The sequence below is a fragment of the Natronomonas marina genome (assembly GCF_024298905.1).
GTDB classification, from domain to species: Archaea; Halobacteriota; Halobacteria; order Halobacteriales; family Haloarculaceae; genus Natronomonas; species Natronomonas marina.
In genome coordinates, this window is record NZ_CP101154.1 from 2724975 (window position 1) to 2744503 (window position 19529).

Annotated in this window: 14 protein-coding genes; 12 read left to right on the forward strand and 2 right to left on the reverse strand. The window is 66.2% G+C overall.

From position 1 onward, the window contains the following. Window positions 1-60: 60 nt before the first annotated feature. Window positions 61-2133: a sensor histidine kinase gene (locus tag NLF94_RS14585; RefSeq protein WP_254838357.1), complete on the reverse strand. Its 2073-nt coding sequence runs from the start codon at window positions 2131-2133 to the stop codon at window positions 61-63. A gap of 108 nt (window positions 2134-2241) precedes the next feature. After that, window positions 2242-2775: a DUF7344 domain-containing protein gene (locus NLF94_RS14590; protein ID WP_254838358.1), complete on the reverse strand. Its 534-nt coding sequence runs from the start codon at window positions 2773-2775 to the stop codon at window positions 2242-2244. 396 nt (window positions 2776-3171) lie between these two features. Between NLF94_RS14590 and NLF94_RS14595 the strand changes: the two genes are divergently transcribed. The 12 genes from NLF94_RS14595 (at window position 3172) to NLF94_RS14650 (ending at window position 19498) form a co-directional block, all read left to right on the forward strand. After that, complete coding sequence (locus NLF94_RS14595) at window positions 3172-4164, forward strand: SipW-dependent-type signal peptide-containing protein (protein WP_254838359.1); 993 nt, start codon at window positions 3172-3174, stop codon at window positions 4162-4164. A gap of 51 nt (window positions 4165-4215) precedes the next feature. Further along, window positions 4216-6069 (forward strand): SipW-dependent-type signal peptide-containing protein, encoded by a 1854-nt coding sequence (locus tag NLF94_RS14600; protein WP_254838360.1) that lies wholly within the window; start codon window positions 4216-4218, stop codon window positions 6067-6069. A gap of 84 nt (window positions 6070-6153) precedes the next feature. Beyond that, window positions 6154-7878, forward strand: coding sequence for a vWA domain-containing protein (locus NLF94_RS14605; protein ID WP_254838361.1), 1725 nt, complete (start codon window positions 6154-6156; stop codon window positions 7876-7878). Between the two features lie 88 nt (window positions 7879-7966). Then, window positions 7967-9787 carry a SipW-dependent-type signal peptide-containing protein gene (locus NLF94_RS14610; protein ID WP_254838362.1) on the forward strand — a complete coding sequence of 607 codons (1821 nt, stop codon included), beginning with the start codon at window positions 7967-7969 and terminating at the stop codon, window positions 9785-9787. Window positions 9788-9870: 83 nt separating this feature from the next. After that, the gene (locus tag NLF94_RS14615) at window positions 9871-10875 is read left to right on the forward strand and encodes a SipW-dependent-type signal peptide-containing protein (protein ID WP_254838363.1); all 1005 of its coding nucleotides are present in this window, start codon (window positions 9871-9873) and stop codon (window positions 10873-10875) included. A 7-nt stretch (window positions 10876-10882) separates the two neighbouring features. Then, a complete protein-coding gene (locus NLF94_RS14620; protein ID WP_254838364.1) occupies window positions 10883-12715 on the forward strand; it encodes a hypothetical protein in 1833 nt (610 codons plus the stop codon). A 117-nt stretch (window positions 12716-12832) separates the two neighbouring features. Beyond that, window positions 12833-14299 carry a SipW-dependent-type signal peptide-containing protein gene (locus tag NLF94_RS14625; protein ID WP_254838365.1) on the forward strand — a complete coding sequence of 489 codons (1467 nt, stop codon included), beginning with the start codon at window positions 12833-12835 and terminating at the stop codon, window positions 14297-14299. A 387-nt stretch (window positions 14300-14686) separates the two neighbouring features. Continuing rightward, the gene (locus tag NLF94_RS14630) at window positions 14687-15643 is read left to right on the forward strand and encodes a SipW-dependent-type signal peptide-containing protein (protein ID WP_254838366.1); all 957 of its coding nucleotides are present in this window, start codon (window positions 14687-14689) and stop codon (window positions 15641-15643) included. After that, on the forward strand, window positions 15640-16971 hold the full coding sequence (locus NLF94_RS14635) for a signal peptidase I (RefSeq protein WP_254838367.1): 1332 nt from the start codon (window positions 15640-15642) through the stop codon (window positions 16969-16971). Before NLF94_RS14630 ends, NLF94_RS14635 begins: the two co-directional genes overlap by 4 nt. Further along, on the forward strand, window positions 16964-17506 hold the full coding sequence (locus NLF94_RS14640; protein WP_254838368.1) for a hypothetical protein: 543 nt from the start codon (window positions 16964-16966) through the stop codon (window positions 17504-17506). Before NLF94_RS14635 ends, NLF94_RS14640 begins: the two co-directional genes overlap by 8 nt. A gap of 33 nt (window positions 17507-17539) precedes the next feature. After that, window positions 17540-17692 (forward strand): hypothetical protein, encoded by a 153-nt coding sequence (locus NLF94_RS14645; RefSeq protein WP_254838369.1) that lies wholly within the window; start codon window positions 17540-17542, stop codon window positions 17690-17692. A 129-nt stretch (window positions 17693-17821) separates the two neighbouring features. Beyond that, a complete protein-coding gene (locus tag NLF94_RS14650; RefSeq protein ID WP_254838370.1) occupies window positions 17822-19498 on the forward strand; it encodes an acyl-CoA mutase large subunit family protein in 1677 nt (558 codons plus the stop codon). Window positions 19499-19529: the final 31 nt, after the last annotated feature.

The window sequence follows — 19529 nt, forward strand, 5'->3', positions numbered from 1 at the left end:
CCGCGGGCGTTCGGCCGTCTCGTGTGCGGCCGGTGTCGCGCCGACCGGTCGGCGCGACGGTCACTCCGGCGAGATGCCGGTTATCTCGAACCGGGCGCCGCCCTCGTCGCTGTCGGTGACGGCGATCTCCCAGCCGTGGGCCTCGACGACCCGTGCGACGACGCTCAGGCCGAGGCCGGTGCTGCCAGCCGTCGAGTACCGTTCGTCGAACACCCGCTCGCGCTCCTCGGGCGGAATTCCAACCCCGGTGTCCTCGACGAAGAACCCCTCCGTCAGCGGACCGACGCGGACGGTCACGTCCTCGCCACCGTGGGAGACGGCGTTGTCGAAGAGGTTCTCGAGCAGCCGTTCGAAGAGCCCCTCGTCGGCGTACACCGTGGTCGTCTCCTCGACGAGAAGCGTCGCCTCGGCGTGTCTGATCGAGTCCCAGGCGTCGCGGGCCGTCCCCTCGAGGTCCATCCCGCTGACGGAGTCGATGGCCGCCTCACCGGTCAGCGCGGCGGTGTCCTGGATGCGCCCCTCGATACGGTCGAAGGAACTGCCCACCCGATCGACCGCTTTCCGGGCCGTCTTGAGGTTGTCGTCGATGACCATCATCAGGTTGCGGAAGTCGTGGGCGAGCAGTTGCGTGGCCTGTTCGACGCGGTCGCGTTCGGCCTCGAGTTCGCGGATCCGGTCGCGGTACTCCTCGACGTCGACCACCGTCGCCGCCAGATGGTCGATACGGCCGTCCGCCTCGACGGGGGAAATGGAAACGCGGGACGCGACCGTCCCGTCCCCGACCTCGCGGTCGAGTTCGCCGGTCCACTCTGCCCCGTCGCGGGCCGCCGCGAGCCCCTCTTCGACGTCGTCGGCGAACAGATCCTGGAAGGAAAGCGACGCCGACCGCTCGCCGCCCGTGTCGGTGTACTCCTCGAGCGGGACACCGCTCCGCTCGACGGTTCCGTCGGCCGCGAGCACGAACGTCGGCTCGGGCGCGTTCTCGAGGGCGTCCCAGTCGGGGCGAGTTACCGCCGACCCGACCGCGTCCGGGATGCTCTCGGCGAGCCGTCGGTAGCCGGAGCGGTTCCGCTCGAACACCTCCGTCGGGCCGAGTGGTTCGGAGACCGCCTCCGGCGTCGACGACAGCCAGAGGACGGGGACATCCGGGGCCGTCGCCCCGATCGGACGGTAGAAATCGACCAGCGACCGGTCAGACGGGTCCGCCGTCCCGACGACGCAGTCGACCGCGTCGAGGCGGTCGAGGACGCCGTCCAGATCCGGTTCGGTGACGACATTCAGGCCGGCGACCTCCTCCAGGTAGGCGGCGACGAGACCCGCGAACCCGTCTCCCTCCCCGACGACCGCAACGGTGATCGCCGCCGTCTGGTTCGCCGACCCCCGGTCGGCTCCGCGCTCGCGGAGGCCGCCGTCACCGTCGGTGTCGTCAGCGTCCGCGCCGTCGACGGAGCCCACCTCGGGTTCGGCGTCGTCGGGCGAATCGGTCCCTGTGTGATCGGCTCGCAGTGACGTGGTCCCGCTGGCGCCGGGCCGACCGGTCGACTCCTCGAGCCGCACGACCCCGTCGAAGGCCGCGGCCAGCGCCCGGAGGATCGACTCCTCGAACTGCGAGGGGTCGAGGTGGACGTAACCCGAGATCCCCTCCCGTCGACAGCGGTCGACGACCTCGCGGGCGAACCCCACGGCCGTCGGCGGAGCGCTCTCGTCGGCGAGGCTGTCCAGCGAGTGGACCCAGACCCACCCGGTCCGGTCTTCGTCCGCCCCCAGGTTCGTCTCGACGAGTTCGGTCACGCTCTCGACGTCCGCGAAATCGGGGACGGTCTCGACCGCGGCCGACCCGCCGTCGTGGGTGGTGGCGTTCGAGCGGGTCGCCGAACGGTAGCTCTCGCCGACCGCGATCGTCGGGACGCCCCGCCCGCCGGCGGATCCGTTCGTGTCGTCCAGCCAGCGTTCCAGCGGCTCGTCGAACAGCACGAACAGGCCGTCGGTCCGTCCCGCGCTCGTTCCGAGCCGCTCGAGGCACGCACCGCGTGCGACCGCCGAATCGGCGAGCAGGAGCACGGTGCCCGTCTCCCCCGGCGCGAGGACGTCGTCGATGGACGCGACCGTCTCGATGTCGCCGTAATTAGGCATGGCGAACCCTCCGCTGGACTCGTCCTGCAGGGTGGTTCGGGTCGGCCGTCGGTTCGGTACTGTCATACATGTTGGAGTTTCGATGGTGGTTCTCGGCGTCGGGACGACTCACGATAGCAGGGAGTTCAGGAAGATCCAGCGGTTGGCCCACAGCTGTCTGGCGGTCGAGAGGCCGAAGACGACGAGGAAGACGGTCGCGAGCAACAGCGGCTCGAGTTCGGCGAGGCCGGGCACCCCGAGTTCGGCGGCGACGACGGTCATGAGAGCGAGGACGCCGAGCGACCGGTAGTAATCCGCCCAGGTGATCCCGTACCGCGTGACCAGTTCCATGTGAACGTACACCTCGCGTGCGTTCTCCTCGAGTTTGATCGTCTTGCGGTCGCGGTCGTAGGTGACGACACCTTGCTCGTCCAGTTTCGGGAGGTGAAACTGGTGCAGCGAGTTGTGCACGCTCTCGCGGGCGTTCCGCGGCGGCGGCGACTGGCCGGTCTCCCGTTCGGCTATCGTCTCCGCGAGGTCCCGCAGCGAGACCTGCCCCAGCCGGTCGCGGAGTACCTCTATCGTCGCGCGTCGCCGGTCGTTCTGCAGTATCTCGTGTACCGCTGTTCTGTCTATTTTCGGGTTGTAGGTCGGTATTACCATTTGGTTCCCCCCCCGGCGGGCCGGTCCGGACCCGATCGTCTGACGTGCGTCATCTAATCCCATGTGGCTATATAAAGAATGGTGATATTTCGTTCATGCACGGGTGTTTAATAGACCGTTATCGACCCCGTCGGGCGTGATCGACCGCTGCCGGCGCTGGTTGGTAGCCGGCTCCTTACACGTTCCAATGACCCATTAGCCGATTCTACACACCCATTTACCGTGCTATCGGCCCGTTATGGGTGGCTATTCGACCATTCGAAATCGAATACTGACGTTAGAGGCTCCAATTCTGCCGTTAGCGGTATCTGATGCGGTAATTAGCTAAGTGGGTGGGTGTGCAGGGATAGCACACGTTCGGACACCCCGCGAGGGGGGATCCGGACTGGAGAAAGCATGACAGAAAGATACAAACTGTCGCGGCGGAAGGCGCTGGCCGGGCTCGGGACCATCGGGGTCGCGGGCGCCGGCGCTGGACTGGGTACGAGTGCCCTGTTCAGCGACGAGGAAGAGTTCGAGAACAACCAATTGACCGCCGGGACGCTCGACATGGCGGTGACGGCCGAGGTCGTTGCAGCGAACGAATACTGGAAAAACCAGGAAATCCTTGGCAACCCAGTCACGGCCGACGGCGACGTTCTGCAGAAATTCCAGCTCCATGACGTCAAGCCGGGCGACTGGGCCATCATTTGCTTCACCGTGGACTCTGTGGCGGACAATCCGTTCTACCTGACGATCCACGGAGACGCGGACGAGTACAAGGAGAAGGAGGGTAAAACCACGGAACCCGAGAAGGATGCTGATAGCACCTGGGTTGACGACGGCTGGGAGTGGGTCAACGCCACGAACGCCGAACTCGGCGACAAACTCCTCGTCAGCTACTGGGAGCAGTGGGACGGTACGGCGCCGTCCGAAGGTACCCAGAGTGGCGGCAAGACCGAGCTGGGGAGGATGGACAACATCACCAACACGGAGTCGAACGCGTACCCGTCTGCCAGTAGTTATTCGGAACCGGGCGAGGACGGGGTTGTTAACTCTGGGCTCGGCTACACGGACGCACGCGAGTTCTACTTCGGCAACGATCAGAATCCCAATACATCAGAACCCGACAACGACCCGCTCGGCAACGGCATCGCGAGCGGTGACGGCATCCTCGTCGGTGGGACGAGCGATCCCGTCCAGGTTGGGTCAACCGACCCGAACGAAATCAGTCGACCCCGCATGGGCGACCCGGACAATGACAGTGAGGCTGAACTCACCTTCTACCTGCTGCTCGAGCTCCCCTCGGAGGTCGGCAACGAGATCCAGGGTGACGGAGTGAAGGGTAACCTCCGGTTCAGCGCCGAGCAGGTCCGGAACAACGACGATCCGCGGAGCGGCGGCTCGTAGCGTATCGACTCACGAACGACTTCGACCCACGCTGGCCGACCCCACCTCACGGTGGCTGCGGCGGTTCGATTCCGCCGGTGGGCCTCTCCCAGGAGACAAGAGCCAATGACACAACGCAAAATCGACATCACACGGCGAAAGATACTCGGCGCCGTCGGGGGAATCGGGCTCGCTGGTGCCGGTGCCGGCATGGGCACGAGCGCCCTCTTCAGCGACACCGAAGAGTTCGAGGAGAACAGCCTCACAGCTGGCACGCTCGATCTGCAGGTCGACTGGGAGGAGCACTACTACAATGGTCAGGCGCCCCCCGACAACGGCGAGAACATCAGTAGTCTGCGGCTCGTCGACGGTCCGGGTGACGTCGCCGCCGGAGAGGTCGGGCTCCCCGATCCGACTGATCCGGTCGTCGCCGTCAGTGAGGACGATCTCGACGCGTTCATGGACGCCAGTACGACGGACTCCGTCGGCGGCCCCGAGAGCAACCCGCCCGCGGGCGTGATCAATCTAAGCGACGTCAAGCCCGGGGACTTCGGCGAGGTCACGTACAGCTATCACCTGTACGACAACCCCGGGTACGTTCGGCTGGAAGCCAAGGTGACCAAGGATGCCGAGAACGGGGTTACCGAGCCCGAAGCAAGCTCGGACGGGGAGGACGGCACGCAGAGCAATCCGGGCACGGAAGGCGAACTCGGCGAGGAGGTCCAGGCGGCGCTGTGGTACGACCCAGACTGTGACAACGTGCTTGACGACGGGATGGAGACAGTCCTCAAGCGGGGCACGCTCGACGAAGTCATGGACTTCCTGGGAGCGTCCGGCGGGGAACCGCCGCTGCTCGATCCGACCGAGAGCGGTGGCCGACTCGCCGAGGGGTACGACGAAACGGACCCCACGGAGCGCAACTGCCACGGGACGATCAACGCTCCGGGCGGCCCGCCGTTCGAGTGTTCGGAGCAGTTGTACCTGACCAACACCCTCGACGACCCTGATCAGAGTCCAGGTGACGATCCGTTCGGCAGTCCGTCGGACGACACGACGAAACTTTACAGAGCCGATATCAACAACGGCGATGCGGAACTGACCGAGTTGATCGACCTCACCGGTAGGGACTTCGACGGCGACGGGGAGGGCGATTACAACCACGTCGTTTCCATCGCAGCAAGTCCGGACGGACAAACGATATACCTCATCGACAAGTTCTCGAATCGGCTCGGCAAGTACGACATCGTGAATGACACGTTCAGCGACGGGGGCGAAATCACCGGTGGACCAACGGGTAGCATCCTTCAAGGTGCAGTCTCCCCCGCTGGCGAACTGTATTTCACTGCGTGGGGAAAAAGTAATCTGTACGTCATCGAAGATCCCTCCTCGAGTACGAGCGTCGATCAAACGATCCAGTTAACAGACCAGAACGGAGATCAGATCGAGGTGGGTGGTTCGGATATCGCCTTCCTCTCGAACGGAACGCTCTATCTGTTCGACGGGAACGTCGACGACGGTACGCCTGATCTCTACAAACTCCCGGACCCGTCGACCGGCGACGCCGAACTGGTTTCCGAACTATCTAATGCGAATCTACCGGGCTTGGCTGTCCGGGAGGCTGGTGACGGGAACCTCATCGGGAACGATTCCACGAACAACGAACTCTACGAACTCGATCCAAGCGACGGTAGTGAGGTTGATACCTACGACATGGTCGAGGTCGATGACAATGGGAACGTTATCGACCCGGATTTCAACCAACAGTTCGGCGACATGACCGCTGGAGCCCTGTGCCCCGAGCACTGTGTTGCGCTGGCGTGGTGGGTACCGCGCGATGTCGGCAACGAGATTCAATCGGACTCGTACACGTTCGACGTCACGTTCCGCACCGAGCAGTGCCGGAACAACGATAACCCGTTTCAGTAGTCCCGTGACCGTGATCTTCACCCCACACTGGTGTGCGACGGCGGTTCGATTCCGCCGGTGGGCCTTCCCCAGGAGGGGAACAACATGACAGAACGCAGAATCGATCTCACGCGGCGGAAAGTCCTCGGCGCCGTCGGCGGCATCGGAGTCGCCGGTGCCGGCGCCGGCATGGGCACGAGCGCCCTGTTCAGCGACACGGAGTCGTTCGAGGAGAACACGATCACGGCAGGCGAACTCGACCTCAAGGTCGACTGGGAGGAACACTACTCGTACCCGCAGATATACGGGTTCGACGATCCGACGAGCGGACTGACCGTCACCCGGACCGAACCGACCAACACGACGGACTACGTCGGGCTGCCGGACCCCGAAAGTCCGGTCGTGTGGGTCCACGAGGACGACCTCGGTGCCTACATGGCGAACACGGCCATCGAGGCGTTCCCGGACCCCGACAACGACGGGGCACAGGAGGTCGATACCAGCGGCTTCACCTACCTGCCCTGTGAGGACGGTGCCGATCTCCCCGATCATCTGACGCCGTCCCCGTCCGGGAGCGGCGCGACGCGCACGGACAACGCGGACACGATGACCGACGGGAACAGGGAGCCGCTCATCAACCTGACGGACGTCAAGCCCGGTGACTTCGGCGAGTTCACGCTGAGCTTCCACCTCTGTGACAACCCGGGATACCTGTGGCTCGAGGCGGCGAACGTCGACCAGTCGGGCGGCGCGAACCCGGAGCCGGAACAGGACGCCGAGGGGGACGCGAACAACGACCCCAACCTCGCGGAGAACATCCAGACGGTGTGGTGGTACGACGACGGCGACAACGTCCTCGAGGAGGAGATCGGGAAGGTCGACGTAATGTTGGCGGTCGACACGTCGGCGTCGCTGACGAGCGGTAACGTGAGCGACCTGGAGTCGGACGCGAACCAGCTCGCCACCGACCTCGTCAACGCGGGCGACGCACAGGTCGGCGGGCTGACGTTCGGCGACAGCTCCATCGGGAACTTCTCGGGGCTGAGTGCCAGCCCGGGCACGCTGTTCTCCGGGCTGTCCCCGAACGGGAACACGCCGACGCCGGCGGCGCTCGAGATCGCTGCGGCGGAACTGGACGCGAACGCCCGTCCGGGCGCCGAGACGTTCATCGTGCTGTTCACCGACGGCGGGCCGAACTACCCCAACCAGACCTACTCCGCGGGCGGATACACGGTCGGGAGCGGCTACACGGGCGGTATTTCGGGCAACTCGACGGTCGACGACAGCGAACTCGAAGAGACGGCGACTATCGCCGACGGCATCCGCAGCGACCATCGCATCCTCACGGTCGGTATCAACGACGACCGGAAGCCGTCGGGCCGCGAGAGCGACCCCGCCGGCAGCATCTTCGGCACGGGATCCAACGGCTACCTCTCGAGCTACCTCCAGAACGAGATCGCCGGCGGCATGGCCGATTACTTCTCCGCGGAGGACGCGGGTGCCGTCTCGAACATCCTCAACTCGATCCTCGAGACGATCGCGACGTCCGAGGAGGTGTTCCGCCGCGGGACCCTGGAGAGCGACCTGAACGCGCTCTCGACGCCGGTGCCGCTCGACGGCGACCTGACGACGGCCTTCGACGAGTTCAGCGACCCCGATACGAGCCCGGACCGGGAGTGCTTCCAGCCGGGCGTCACCCACTACATCGGCTTCGGCTGGTGGGTGCCCGACAGCGTCGGCAACGAGATCCAGGGCGACTCCGTGAGCTTCGACCTCGGGTTCTACACCCAGCAGTGTCGCAACAACGACGGCGCCTACAGCGGGCCGTAGTCGGCGCGCCGTTCCCCTCCCCTACCCACGTTCGGCGTACGGCGGTTCGACTCCGCCGGTGGGCCTTCCACGAAAGTGGGGACCGACAATGACACGGGATACAATCGATCTGTCGCGGCGGAAGATACTCGGCGGTGTCGGGGCCATCGGGGTCGCGGGCGCCGGCGCTGGACTGGGCACGAGCGCCCTGTTCAGTGATACCGAAGAGTTCGAGAACAACTCGGTTCAGGCGGGGACGCTGGACCTCGTGGTCGACTACGTGACGACGGTCACCCAGGATGGCGTCAGTCCGGGCAGTACGACAAACGACGGGACCATCCAAGGCGGCGAATCGGGCGAGTACCAGATCGCCGACGCCAAACCGGGCGACAGCGGGTTCCTGGCGTTCTGTCCGAAGATCGTCGACAACCCCGGCTGGCTGTTCGTGGGGAGCGCCGAGGGTGTCACCGACTACGAGAACGGCCAGACCGAACCCGAGGGAGATGTCGACCCGAGCGGCAGCGGGAGTCTCAACAACAACACGAACGACGGCTCGGATGCGGGCGAACTCTCCGAGGCCATCCAGGTCGACGTCGAGTACTGCGAGCCCAACACGTCCGACCCGAGCGGTCTCGAGGACTACGACACGATCCGCGAGTTCAACAACCCGGACGACTACACGTTGGCGGACCTGTTCAAGGAACTCGAGAGTGGGATCCTGCTGGACGGCGACGCAGACCCCGCGAACGGAACGACGGAGTATCCCTCGTCACCGAATCAGAGCACGCAGAGCGGCCCGTGTCTCTGCATCAGTTGGAACATCCCGACCGAGGTCGGCAACGAGATCCAGTCCGACGCCGTCGAGTTCGACATCACGTTCGCGGCCCGGCAGTGGCGGAACAACCCCAACCCCGAGAACCCGATCGCCACCACGACGGTCTGGCCGGGTGACGATCTCGCGAATGTAGTCAGTAATGCTGGCCAGGACGAGATAATCAGCGTCTTCGGCGGAAGCTTCGGGGACGGAAGTGACTACGACGGAAACTTCAATATTGACGCGTCGGGCGTGACGCTGGCGAGAGCGAGCGCCGAACGGCCCGTAATTAACGGTCAGAATGGATTCGCAGTGGGGGTCGACGCCGCCGACGTGACGGTCGATGGGTTCGAAATCCGAAATCCCGGGACGCAGGGTACGGCTAATCCGGGATCACCTGGCGGAATCGGAGGCGTCGACATCAAATCCGGAAACACGAACGTGTGCATACAGAACAATATCATCACGAATATTGGGACCGGGGACGACGACGCGAACCCGATTGGGGTCCTCGCGAGCGACGGTACCAGCGGAATCCGGGTTTACAACAACGAAATCAGCAATCTCGAGGGAACCGACGAGGATCAGGGGCAGGTTCAGGGCGTCCTGATCAACGAGTCCGGTGCCCAGATCACGGATGCGGAAGTCAGCAACAACACGATCACTGGCCTGCTTGACACGCGCTCGACGAACGCAATCCGGTTCAACGGCGACGTCACCGGAGAGATCAGCGACAACGACATCAGCGACCTGAACACCGAGGGAACGATTCCCGGATCGGGCGGAGCGCCAGGGGGCTTCACGCAGGTCATCGCGCTGCAGCAGGGTGGCGGGAGTACTACTGGTCCCTCGAACGTCACGATTCGCGGTAACGCCATCTCGAACATCGAGACGACGACTACAGATAACTTCGCCCCGCCGTTCCACGTTATCCTAGGGGGAAGCACGGATGGTACGACGGTTTCCATCGACTCGAACGACTTCTCCGGCGATAGTACAGACGACGAGGTCTACGTTGGCGATGATACAGGCGATCTGGATCTGAATGCCGTGCTGGCTAATAATAGCTACACCCCGGCAGGGGCGATTTCGGGAGGTGCAATCGTCCGACAATAGCAAGGAAACCACCGATAACCAACCCACGTTCGGCGTACGGCGGTTCGACTCCGCCGGTGGGCCTTCCACGGGACGGAAAAACCATGACGCGAAAAAGACTGGAACTGACGCGGCGCAAGATCCTCGGTGCAGCCGGTGCCGTCGGCATCGCCGGTGCGGGCGTCGGTGCGGGGACGAGCGCGCTGTTCTCCGACGAGGAGGCGTTCACCGACAATGCGATCAGAGCGGGGACGACGAACCTCGTCGTGGAGGCCGCGGTCGTCGAGGTGTCGGAGGGGCTCGCGGCCAACGGCACCGTCGAGATCGTCGACGCGACCGACGACGGGGACGGCGACGACGACCAGCTCACCGTCGACGGGACGCCGGCGCCGGCGCTGGGACTGACCGTCGGGGACGCCAAACCGGGCGACTCGTTCGTCCTCCGGGTCACCGTCGACGTCGAGGACAATCCGATGTACGTGGCGGCGGTGTTACCCGGGGGCGACGCCGTCGACGACAGCGAGAACCGCCCGAATCCGGAACCGGAAGCCGCCACGCAGGCCGCCGGCACGAACCCCGACGTGCAGAACGACGACCCCAACAGCGGCGCCGGGAACGGGTCCGACCCGATCGGGGACGGGTCCGGCGACGACGCGGGTGACCTCGACAACCGGCTCTTGGTCACGCTGGGATACGACAGCGACAGGACCAGTCGACACGACGACGGCCTCGAGGGGAGTATCGTGCCCGAATCCGGCTTCGACGGGACCCCATCGGCAACCGCCACCGCGTTCCTGGCGGCGCTCGACGGCGGGTACGTCTACCGCGGGCAGGAGGGCGCCAGCGGGTCGCCGCCGGGCGGACACGCCGACAGCGGGCCACCGACGCGCATCGGCGACCCGACGGGGAGCAACGTCGACCGGGGGAAGGTCACCCACTTCATCGAGTTCGAGTTGCCCCTCGGCGTCGGCAACGAGGTCATGGGCGACTCCGTGAGCTTCGACCTGGCCTTCCAGGCCGAACAGGTCCGCAACAACGACGACCCGTTCGGGGCGGCCGGGGGCCAGTCGGTCGTCATTCCCGACCAGACCGCGAACGCACCACCCTGACAGAACGATGCCAGAATCAGAACCAGACTTCGAGCTGTACTCGACCGTGACGATCGAGCGGGCCGAATACACGGACGACGACCTGCGTCGGCTGCCCGCTCCGGCGGTATCGACCGATCCCTCGGAGTCCCTCGTTCCGGTGCCGCCCCTGGTGGACCCGGAGCACCTCCACGGGTCCGATACCCCCGCGTTCGTCGTGGCGATTCACGCCGTCGATCCGCCCGTCGGCTCCGGCAGCCCCGACGACTTCTCGTCGGTGATCGGGTTCAGGATCCGGGAGAAGGGAACCTACACCGAGGAGTTCGAGGTCCCGATCTTCCCCTTTACGCTCCTTAACGGGAACGTGAAACGCCCGAACGACCGGGCACCCCCAGGAGGGACGTACCCGCCGAACCCGGACGGGGATACCGAGGTCGTGGCGCGGCTCTGGGGCGTGACGGCCGAACCGATCCCGGACTCCGGGGAGTTCACCAGGGCGTTCGGCCCGCTCTCCGACGACCCCGGGGACAGCGCACGCATCACGAGCCTGGACCGGAACCCGTCGTTGCTCCCCATCAACGAGGGAACGACACCCGGGGGCGGGAGTTTCGAACGGTCCGTGCTGACCCCGGAAACGTTCGGCGACGGGGATTCGCCCCGGTTCGGTATGTCGGTCGACATCGGCGATCCCTCTGAGGGGGAACTACTCGGGACGCCCAGGACGGGGGTCGAGATCCCGTCCGGGCCCGGACCCGACGAGTTCAGGCTGCGGAAATCAGATGAGCAGCGGCGCGAGTCGACGGTCGTCGCCGGGGCACCGGCCGAGGATCACTCCGCGGACACGGGATCGGCCTACGTCCTGAACGGCATCTTCGAGGAGCTCGAGCCGGGCAACGCGGGGCTCGTCGGCGCGGACGAACCCCTCGACGGGGCCGAGTTCGGCACTGCGGTCGCCCACGATCAGGACCGCGGCTCCGGTGCGGAGCTGCTGGCCGTCGGTGCGCCCGGGGACGACGGCGGCGACGGCGCGGTGTACCTCTTCGACCGGTCGGGGGAATCGTCTGCCTGGAGTCTCCGAACGAAGTTCGAGGGCTCGGGCGGCGGATACGGCTCGACGGTCGATGTCGCGGTCGACTCGGACCTCGGCGCGTTCGTTCTCGTCGGCGCGCCCGAGGCCGACGGTAGCGGTTCGGCCGAGTTGAAGACGCTGGAGGGGGGCGACAGCGAGTTCCCCGTTCCGATGATCGAGGCGCCGAGCGAACTCGAACCCGGTGCCGGGTTCGGAGCCGCGGTTTCGCTCTCGTTTCCGTTCGCTCTCGTCGGCGCGCCGGGCGCGAACCAAACGAGGGGAGCAGGATACTTCTTCTTCGACGACGGGAGCGAGGCCATCAGCATGGAGCTGGCCAACGAGGCCGGCGTAGCACTGAGCGAGGGGGATCGTTTCGGGACCGCGGTCGACGCCGTCGGACCGTTCCCGCCGATAGTCGGTGCGCCGGGCAGCGAGGCGGAAGCGGGGACCGTGTACCGATTCGTCCCCGTCGAGGGGCCGTCGTTCTCCGCACGCCAGTTATCGGCCGAGAGCGACGCTCCGAACGACGCGGACGGGCTGGGGGCGTCGCTCTCGGGCTCCGAAGAGGGACCGTTCCTCGCCGGCGCCCCCGGCGGACGGTACGCGGCCCTCTTCGAGCCGACAGGCCCGGGAGAAATCGGATCGCCGTACGGGCTCGCCGGGCGGTTCGAGCTTCCCGAGACCCCCTCCTTCGGCGCGTCCGTGGCGATCGCCCCGGACGGGACCAGGGGCGTCGTCGGGGCACCGGCGGCGAACGGGGGTGATGGAGCGGCGTTCCTCGTCGAAAACTGAGACGAACGACCGACCCGGGCCGACGAACCCGGGGCGACGGGCGGCGCGGTTCCCACGCTGGTGCGTCACGGCGGTTCGATTCCGCCGGTGGGCCTCCCCCGCTTGGGGGTTCAGCACATGAGGGAACACATGGACATCTCGCGACGGAGGCTGCTGAAGGCGACCGGAGCGATAGGGCTCTCCGGCGTCGGTGCCGGGGTGGGGACCAGGGCCCTGTTGAGCGACACGGAGTCGTTCGAGCGGAACACGCTCGCCGCCGGCGACCTCGATCTCAAGATCGACTGGCAACAGACCTACAGCGGGCCGAACCCGGACACCGGCGAGGTCGAACGCCACGGCGTCAACGCCTATCCCGACCACGACGGCGACGGCCTCCAGTCGTTCAACGAAGTGCAGTACGGCGGCCCGGGTGCCACGCAGGACGCCTCGGACATCCCGGCCGTCTGCTGTGACTGTGGCATAGACGAGTACCTGCTCTTCCAGGAGACGGGGTCCGGTCGGCTCTCGACGTGTATCGAGCCGATCCGCGGCGACGATCCCATCGAGGAGTTCTACGACTACTCGGACGGCAGCCCGAACACCGGCTTCGAGCAGACCGACCGCAGCGCGGTTTTCCTCTACGAGGAAACGGGTGCCGCCGCCGACAGCGACGAGGGCGACCTGAGTCTCGTGTTCGTCCACGACGTCGCCGACAGTCCCGAGGAGGGCAGCGAGGTCGTCGTCTTCGACTTCCCCGGAGGACTGCCCGACGACGACGGCGAGTCGTGGCTCGTCGTCGAGGAGGGCAACGACACGCTCACGACCGCCAGCGCGCGGTTCCAGTGGGGCGGTCCCTACGGCGACGGCGGGGCGTACGGCCACCTGGCCGACGACTTCGGGCCGATCACCCTCGTCCCCGACTTCTCGGCGTCGGACGTCACCGACTGGGTCGCCATCTCGAGCGACCGGACGGACCCGATCGAACTCGACGTGACGGAACCGCTGACGCTGAGCGCGCGGTGTAGCGCAAGGAGCGGCAAGGACCTCGAGGTGCCGGACGTGTTCCAAAGCGACGGCTACCCGGACCAGGAGCACCTGATAGAACTGGCCGACGTCAAACCCGGAGACACCGGCGAGATCACGTTCAGCATCCACAACTGCGGCAACCCCGGATACCTCTGGCTGGACTTCCTGAACCTGACCGGCGGCGAAAACGGGATGACCGAACCGGAAGCGACCGTCGACGACGACGGGGGAAGCGAACTCGCGGAGAACGTCTACGTTCGACTCTGGTACGACGAGGACTGCAACAACGCCTTCGACGGCGGCGAGCGGACCATCTATCCGGATTCCGGGTACGCGAGCGTGCGGACGCTGTTCGACAGCGCCGGCCAGTCGGTCGCCGGCGGGCGCCGACTCGAACTGGACGGCGACCCCTACGGGAGCAGTGGCCGGGACCCGGTTCCCGGCAACGGCACCACCCTGTGTATCGGACTGGAGTGGACGATTCCGACCGACGTCGGCAACGAAATACAGACCGACTCGCTGGGATTCGACCTCCGCGGCTACACCGAACAGAGTCGGAACAACACGCCCGCACCATGAGGGACGAATGCGACGAATCAACGAGACATCGATGGACGCCGACCGACCTCCACGCTGGCGCTTCGGCGGTTCGACTCCGCCGGGAGGAGTCGTGAACCCGCGGTAACGAACGGACGAACGAACCAAGAGAAAACAGATAAATGATACATTCGCCCGGCATCGGTCGTTGCTCGCCCTCGAACAGCGGCCGGACCACACGCGGGCAGGCATCTACCGGGTCCGAACAGCGGGACGTCGAGCGGTGGTGTATTCCCCGCCCGGCGTTAATTTCGTCGGTGAATGACAGCGGGATGATAGGTACCTATATTAGGTCATCGCCCCTACAGCGGAGTACGTCACACCCGTCAGGAACGAGGGGGAGACCGGACGGCTTACGGGGGGGTGTCAATGCCGGATTATAGTATCAGTCGCCGTCAGTTACTCGCCGGACTCGCCGTAACCGGCGGGACCGGTGCGGTGGCCGGCAGCGGCAGCGCGGCGCTGTTCTCGGACACCGAGACCTTCGAGGACAACGACGTCTCGGCGTCGAAGAGCGTCGCCGGCGTCGTCGACATAGAGGTGACCGTCGGGTCGCCGAACCCCGGGATGGCGGAGCTGCGGGTCAGTCTGCCCGACGACGTGAACAACAACCCGTCTCACGTCTGGGTGCGGACAAAGACGTGTCCGGACCCCGTCGTGGCCGCCACGACGTACGTCGAGGTGTACCGGGTCTGCGGGAACGACTGGACCCTGATAGACCAGGGAACCGCCTTCGACGTGTTCACGAGCGAGACGTTCCGCGAGGGATTCCTCCTCTCGTGTGGGACCGACGAAAACGACTGTCTCCGCCCGGGCGAGACGCGGACGCTCGTCATCCAGACGCCGTCTGCCCCCAGTTCGGACCTCGATCTCGAACTGGAGTTCTACGCCGAACAGTGTCGCTACGGCAGCGCACCGGGAGCGTCGCCGTTCGCCGAATCGGAGACGCTGGGGCCCGACGAGTGCGGGAGTCCCCCCTCCGGCAAGGACATCAGCTGGATCGGCTTCTGTGCGACGGCCGACACGGGGCTGACCGACGACGACCTGGCGTTTACCGTCGACGGTGACACCCTCGTTTTGACCGACGCGCCGGAGTCGCTCGGCGCGGTCGTGCTGAAGTACGGCACCGAAATCCGAGTCTTCGGCGACCCCGGAGCGGCGGGGGTGTTCACCACGGCGGAGGGCGGAACCGTGTATCAACAGCAGGGTAGCGGGTTCGGAAACACCGACCGGTCGAACCCCGACCCGTGTCCCGGGGTGTGTGGCCTGAAATACGAGGTGGACGACGACGTCGGCTCACCGGAGGCGAAGGGGTGTTCATCATGAGTACGGACAATACCGAATACGGAGAGGAAAGCGACGGGGGAGGCTCGTCGCTGTCCAAGCGGGATCTGCTTTCGATCACGGCGACGATCGCACTGATCGTCCTCGTACTCCCGTTCGTCGTCTATGCGGTTCCACAGACCGTCGGGGCCGACCAGAGCTACGTCGTCCTCTCGGGCAGCATGGAGCCGGCGTTCAGCCCGGGCGACGTCATCGTCGTCGAGTCGGTGCCCGCCGAGTCGATATCGGCGGGCGACGTGATAACGTTCGCCCGCGACGGCGAGAGCCGGCCGACGACCCACCGCGTCATCGAGGTGGTCGAAACCGAGGCGGGGCCGGCGTTCCGGACGGCCGGGGACGCCAACGAGGACCCCGATCCGGCGCTCGTCCAGCCCGATCAGGTCAGAGGGCGAGTGCCGACCGTCGACGGCCACCTGTTCGTCCTCCCGTACATCGGGTACGTCATCGGGTTCGCCGGGACCCGACTCGGGTTCGTCGCGCTCGTCGTCACCCCGCTGATACTCCTGGTGCTCTCGGAAGCGTACGACCTGATTCGGTCGACCCGCGGGGACGAGGAGCCGGAACCCGCGGGGAGTGCGGCGGGAACGACCCACAACGACGAGCGGGGAGACGCCCCCTCGAAGGCGACCGGTCCCGACGACGGGGTCGAGGGCGAGGTGCCCGCGGCGACCCCCGAGGCGGACGAGGACGAGGCGGGGATCGTGCTGACGCCGAAGGACCTCCGGTTCTCGGTGATCCTCCTCGTCGTGTTCACCGGCTACGCGGTCTGGGTGGCCTACACGACGCGGGAGGTGTGGTCGTTCACGGCCGCCTCGACGGTGGCCGCGGCGCTCGTCATGATCGGCGGTCTGTACCTCTTCGGCGGGTCGGACTCGGTCGAGGAGCCGGCAGAGACGGTCACCGAGCCGTCCCACGGCGGGACGGTCGCTGGACCGCCCGAAACGAGGACCGAACCGCTCGTCGACGGCGGCATCGAGGCCGTCGACGGGCCGGGAATACCGAGGACCGCGGTGGAACCGGACCGGCCGACGACAGCAGAACCGGAACGCCCCGGGGGCGAACCCTCGAACCCGAACTTCGAGGACCTCGAACCCGCCGTCGTCGAGGTGGAGCAAGCAGCCGACGCCGGAGAGCAGGCAGCCGACGCCAGGGAGCAGGCAGCCGAGGAAACGACGTGGCCGCTGGCGAGGAACCCGCTGTTGTATCCGCTGCACGCGATCCTCTATGCGATCGGGTACGTGATCGTCGAACCGGTCAGGTTCGTCTACCGGCGACTGCCGTTCGCCGGCGGAGGTGGTCGGGATGACTGAGGCACGGTGGGCCGTCCTGCTGGGACTGCTCGTGTTCGGCCTGAGCCTCGGGGGCGGGTACAGCTTCGCGGTGCTCAGCGACCAGGAGAGTGCCACCGTCACCATCGAAGGGATCGAGCCGACACCGACGCCGACGGACACGCCGGAACTTCCGACCGGCCCGCCCGACGACGGACCTCGCGGCCCACCGGACGACGGACCCCGCGGCCCACCGGACGACAGACCTCGCGGTCCGCCCGACGATGGGTCGGATCGGCGAGCAACACCGACGCCGACATCGATGCCGGGCGAAACACCGACGCCGACACCGCCGAACCGCCGAGCGACCCCGACGCCGGACGAAACGCCGACCCGGACACCGAACGATACCCCGACTCAGACACCGAACGATACCCCGACCCGGACACCGAACGATACCCCGACCCGGACACCGAACGATACCCCGACTCAGACACCGGACGATACCCCGACGCCGCCCTCGGAGCCGGCATCGACGCCGACCGGGGCCGACTCGGAGAGTGACGATAGCGGATAGGGATGACCGGGAGATAGCCGGGAGCGATCAGTGATGAAGGAAAGAAACGGCAACTGGGCGGCGCTTCTTCCGGGGATAGCGCCCGGAGCCCACAAGCGCAACGTCATCGTTTTGTTGGTCTACGTGTTCCTGCTCCTGATGGCGCTCTCGTTGCTCAACGTCGTGATTCCGGACCACCTGTTCTGAGACGGTGGGGTCGGGTCCGGCACGGATCGACATCCGCAGTTCTTTCGACCGATTTCCCGGATCGAACGGCGACGTTCGGCCGCCCCACACCAGCCAACGCTTAAGCCTCGTCCGTCCCCTTCTTCGATAATGTTCGATCCGGACGATCTCGAGGCGATTCGGGAGGGACACGACCGGTGGGAAGCGGAGACCTACGGTCCGACCGTCGAGCGCTTCGGAGAACGAACCGAGCAGTTCACGACCGACACCGGCGGCCAGGAGGTCGATCCCCTCTACACGCCCGCCGACGTGGCAGACCTCGACTACGACGACGACGTCGGCTTCCCTGGCGAGTCGCCCTACACCCGCGGCGTCTACTCGACGATGTACCGCGGCCGCCTGTGGACGATGCGACAGTACGCCGGCATGGGCACCGCGAGCGAGACCAACGAGCGGTTCAACTACCTGATGGACGAGGGCCAGACCGGTCTCTCGATGGCCTTCGACCTCCCGACCCAGATGGGCTACGACTCCGATTCGGCGATGGCCGAGGGCGAGGTCGGGAAGGCCGGCGTCGCTATCGACTCCCTGGAGGACTTCGAGACGGTCTTCGACGGCATCCCGCTGGACGAGGTGTCGACCTCGATGACCATCAACGCGCCCGCCTCGGTCCTGCTTGCAATGTACATCGCCGTCGGCGACCGGCAGGGCGTCGACCGCGAACAGCTCCGCGGCACGATCCAGAACGACATCCTCAAGGAGTACATCGCCCGCAACACCTACATCTACCCGCCCGAGCCCTCGATGCGGATCATCACCGACATCTTCGAGTTCTGCGCCGCCGAGGTGCCGAACTTCAACACCATCTCCATCTCGGGGTACCACGTCCGCGAGGCCGGCGCCACCGCCGCCCAGGAACTCGCCTTCACCCTCGGCGACGGCATCGAGTACGTCGAGGCCGCAATCGAGGCCGGCCAGGACGTCGACGAGTTCGCCCCGCAGCTATCCTTCTTCTTCAACGCCCACAACAACATCCTCGAGGAGGTGGCGAAGTTCCGCGCCGCCCGCCGGATGTGGTACAGAATCATGGAGGAGCGCTTCGACGCCGAGAAACCCGGGTCCAAGCAGTTGAAGTTCCACACCCAGACCGCCGGCTCGACGCTGACCGCCCAGCAGGTCGAGAACAACGTCGTCCGCGTCGCGTATCAGGCGCTCGCAGCAGTGCTGGGCGGCACCCAGAGCCTCCACACCAACGGCAAGGACGAGGCGCTCAGCCTCCCGACCGAGAAGTCCGTCCGGACCGCGCTCCGCACCCAGCAGATCCTCGCACACGAGTCCGGCGCCGCCGACACCATCGACCCGCTGGCGGGGTCGTACTACGTCGAGGCGCTGACCGACGAACTCGAGAGCGAGGCCTTCGACATCCTCGATGAGGTCGACGACCGCGGCGGGATGCGGAAGGCCATCGAGCGCGGGTGGGTCCAGGACCAGATCCAGAACGTCGCCTTCGAGCGCCAGCGCGAGATAGAGACCGGCGAGCGCGTCATCGTCGGCGTCAACGAGTACACCGTCGACGAGGACCCCAAGGAGGACATCGAGGAGGTAAGCGAGGAAGAGCAGCGCCGCCAGCGCGAGCGCGTCCAGCAACTCCGCGAGGAGCGGGACGGCGAGGCCGTCGACGCCGCCCTCGAGGCGCTCCGGGAGGCTGCCCGCGGCGAGGAGAACGTGATGCCGTACATCGTCGACGCGGTGAAGGCCTACGCGACGACCGGCGAGATATGCGACGCCATGCGGGACGTCTTCGGCGAGTACCGAGCCGGGGTGTGAGCGAACCCCGGTAGAACGTCGGGCTTTTCTC

Bases quoted from the DNA above. Each gene is read 5' to 3' on its own strand.
- NLF94_RS14610 (WP_254838362.1), top strand. From the start codon at position 7,967: ATGACACGGGATACAATCGATCTGTCGCGGCGGAAGATACTCGGCGGT.
- NLF94_RS14645 (WP_254838369.1), top strand. From the start codon at position 17,540: ATGAAGGAAAGAAACGGCAACTGGGCGGCGCTTCTTCCGGGGATAGCG.
- NLF94_RS14615 (WP_254838363.1), top strand. From the start codon at position 9,871: ATGACGCGAAAAAGACTGGAACTGACGCGGCGCAAGATCCTCGGTGCA.
- NLF94_RS14630 (WP_254838366.1), top strand. From the start codon at position 14,687: ATGCCGGATTATAGTATCAGTCGCCGTCAGTTACTCGCCGGACTCGCC.
- NLF94_RS14620 (WP_254838364.1), top strand. From the start codon at position 10,883: ATGCCAGAATCAGAACCAGACTTCGAGCTGTACTCGACCGTGACGATC.
- NLF94_RS14585 (WP_254838357.1), bottom strand. From the start codon at position 2,133: ATGCCTAATTACGGCGACATCGAGACGGTCGCGTCCATCGACGACGTC.
- NLF94_RS14650 (WP_254838370.1), top strand. From the start codon at position 17,822: ATGTTCGATCCGGACGATCTCGAGGCGATTCGGGAGGGACACGACCGG.
- NLF94_RS14595 (WP_254838359.1), top strand. From the start codon at position 3,172: ATGACAGAAAGATACAAACTGTCGCGGCGGAAGGCGCTGGCCGGGCTC.
- NLF94_RS14635 (WP_254838367.1), top strand. From the start codon at position 15,640: ATGAGTACGGACAATACCGAATACGGAGAGGAAAGCGACGGGGGAGGC.
- NLF94_RS14590 (WP_254838358.1), bottom strand. From the start codon at position 2,775: ATGGTAATACCGACCTACAACCCGAAAATAGACAGAACAGCGGTACAC.
- NLF94_RS14605 (WP_254838361.1), top strand. From the start codon at position 6,154: ATGACAGAACGCAGAATCGATCTCACGCGGCGGAAAGTCCTCGGCGCC.
- NLF94_RS14640 (WP_254838368.1), top strand. From the start codon at position 16,964: ATGACTGAGGCACGGTGGGCCGTCCTGCTGGGACTGCTCGTGTTCGGC.
- NLF94_RS14625 (WP_254838365.1), top strand. From the start codon at position 12,833: ATGAGGGAACACATGGACATCTCGCGACGGAGGCTGCTGAAGGCGACC.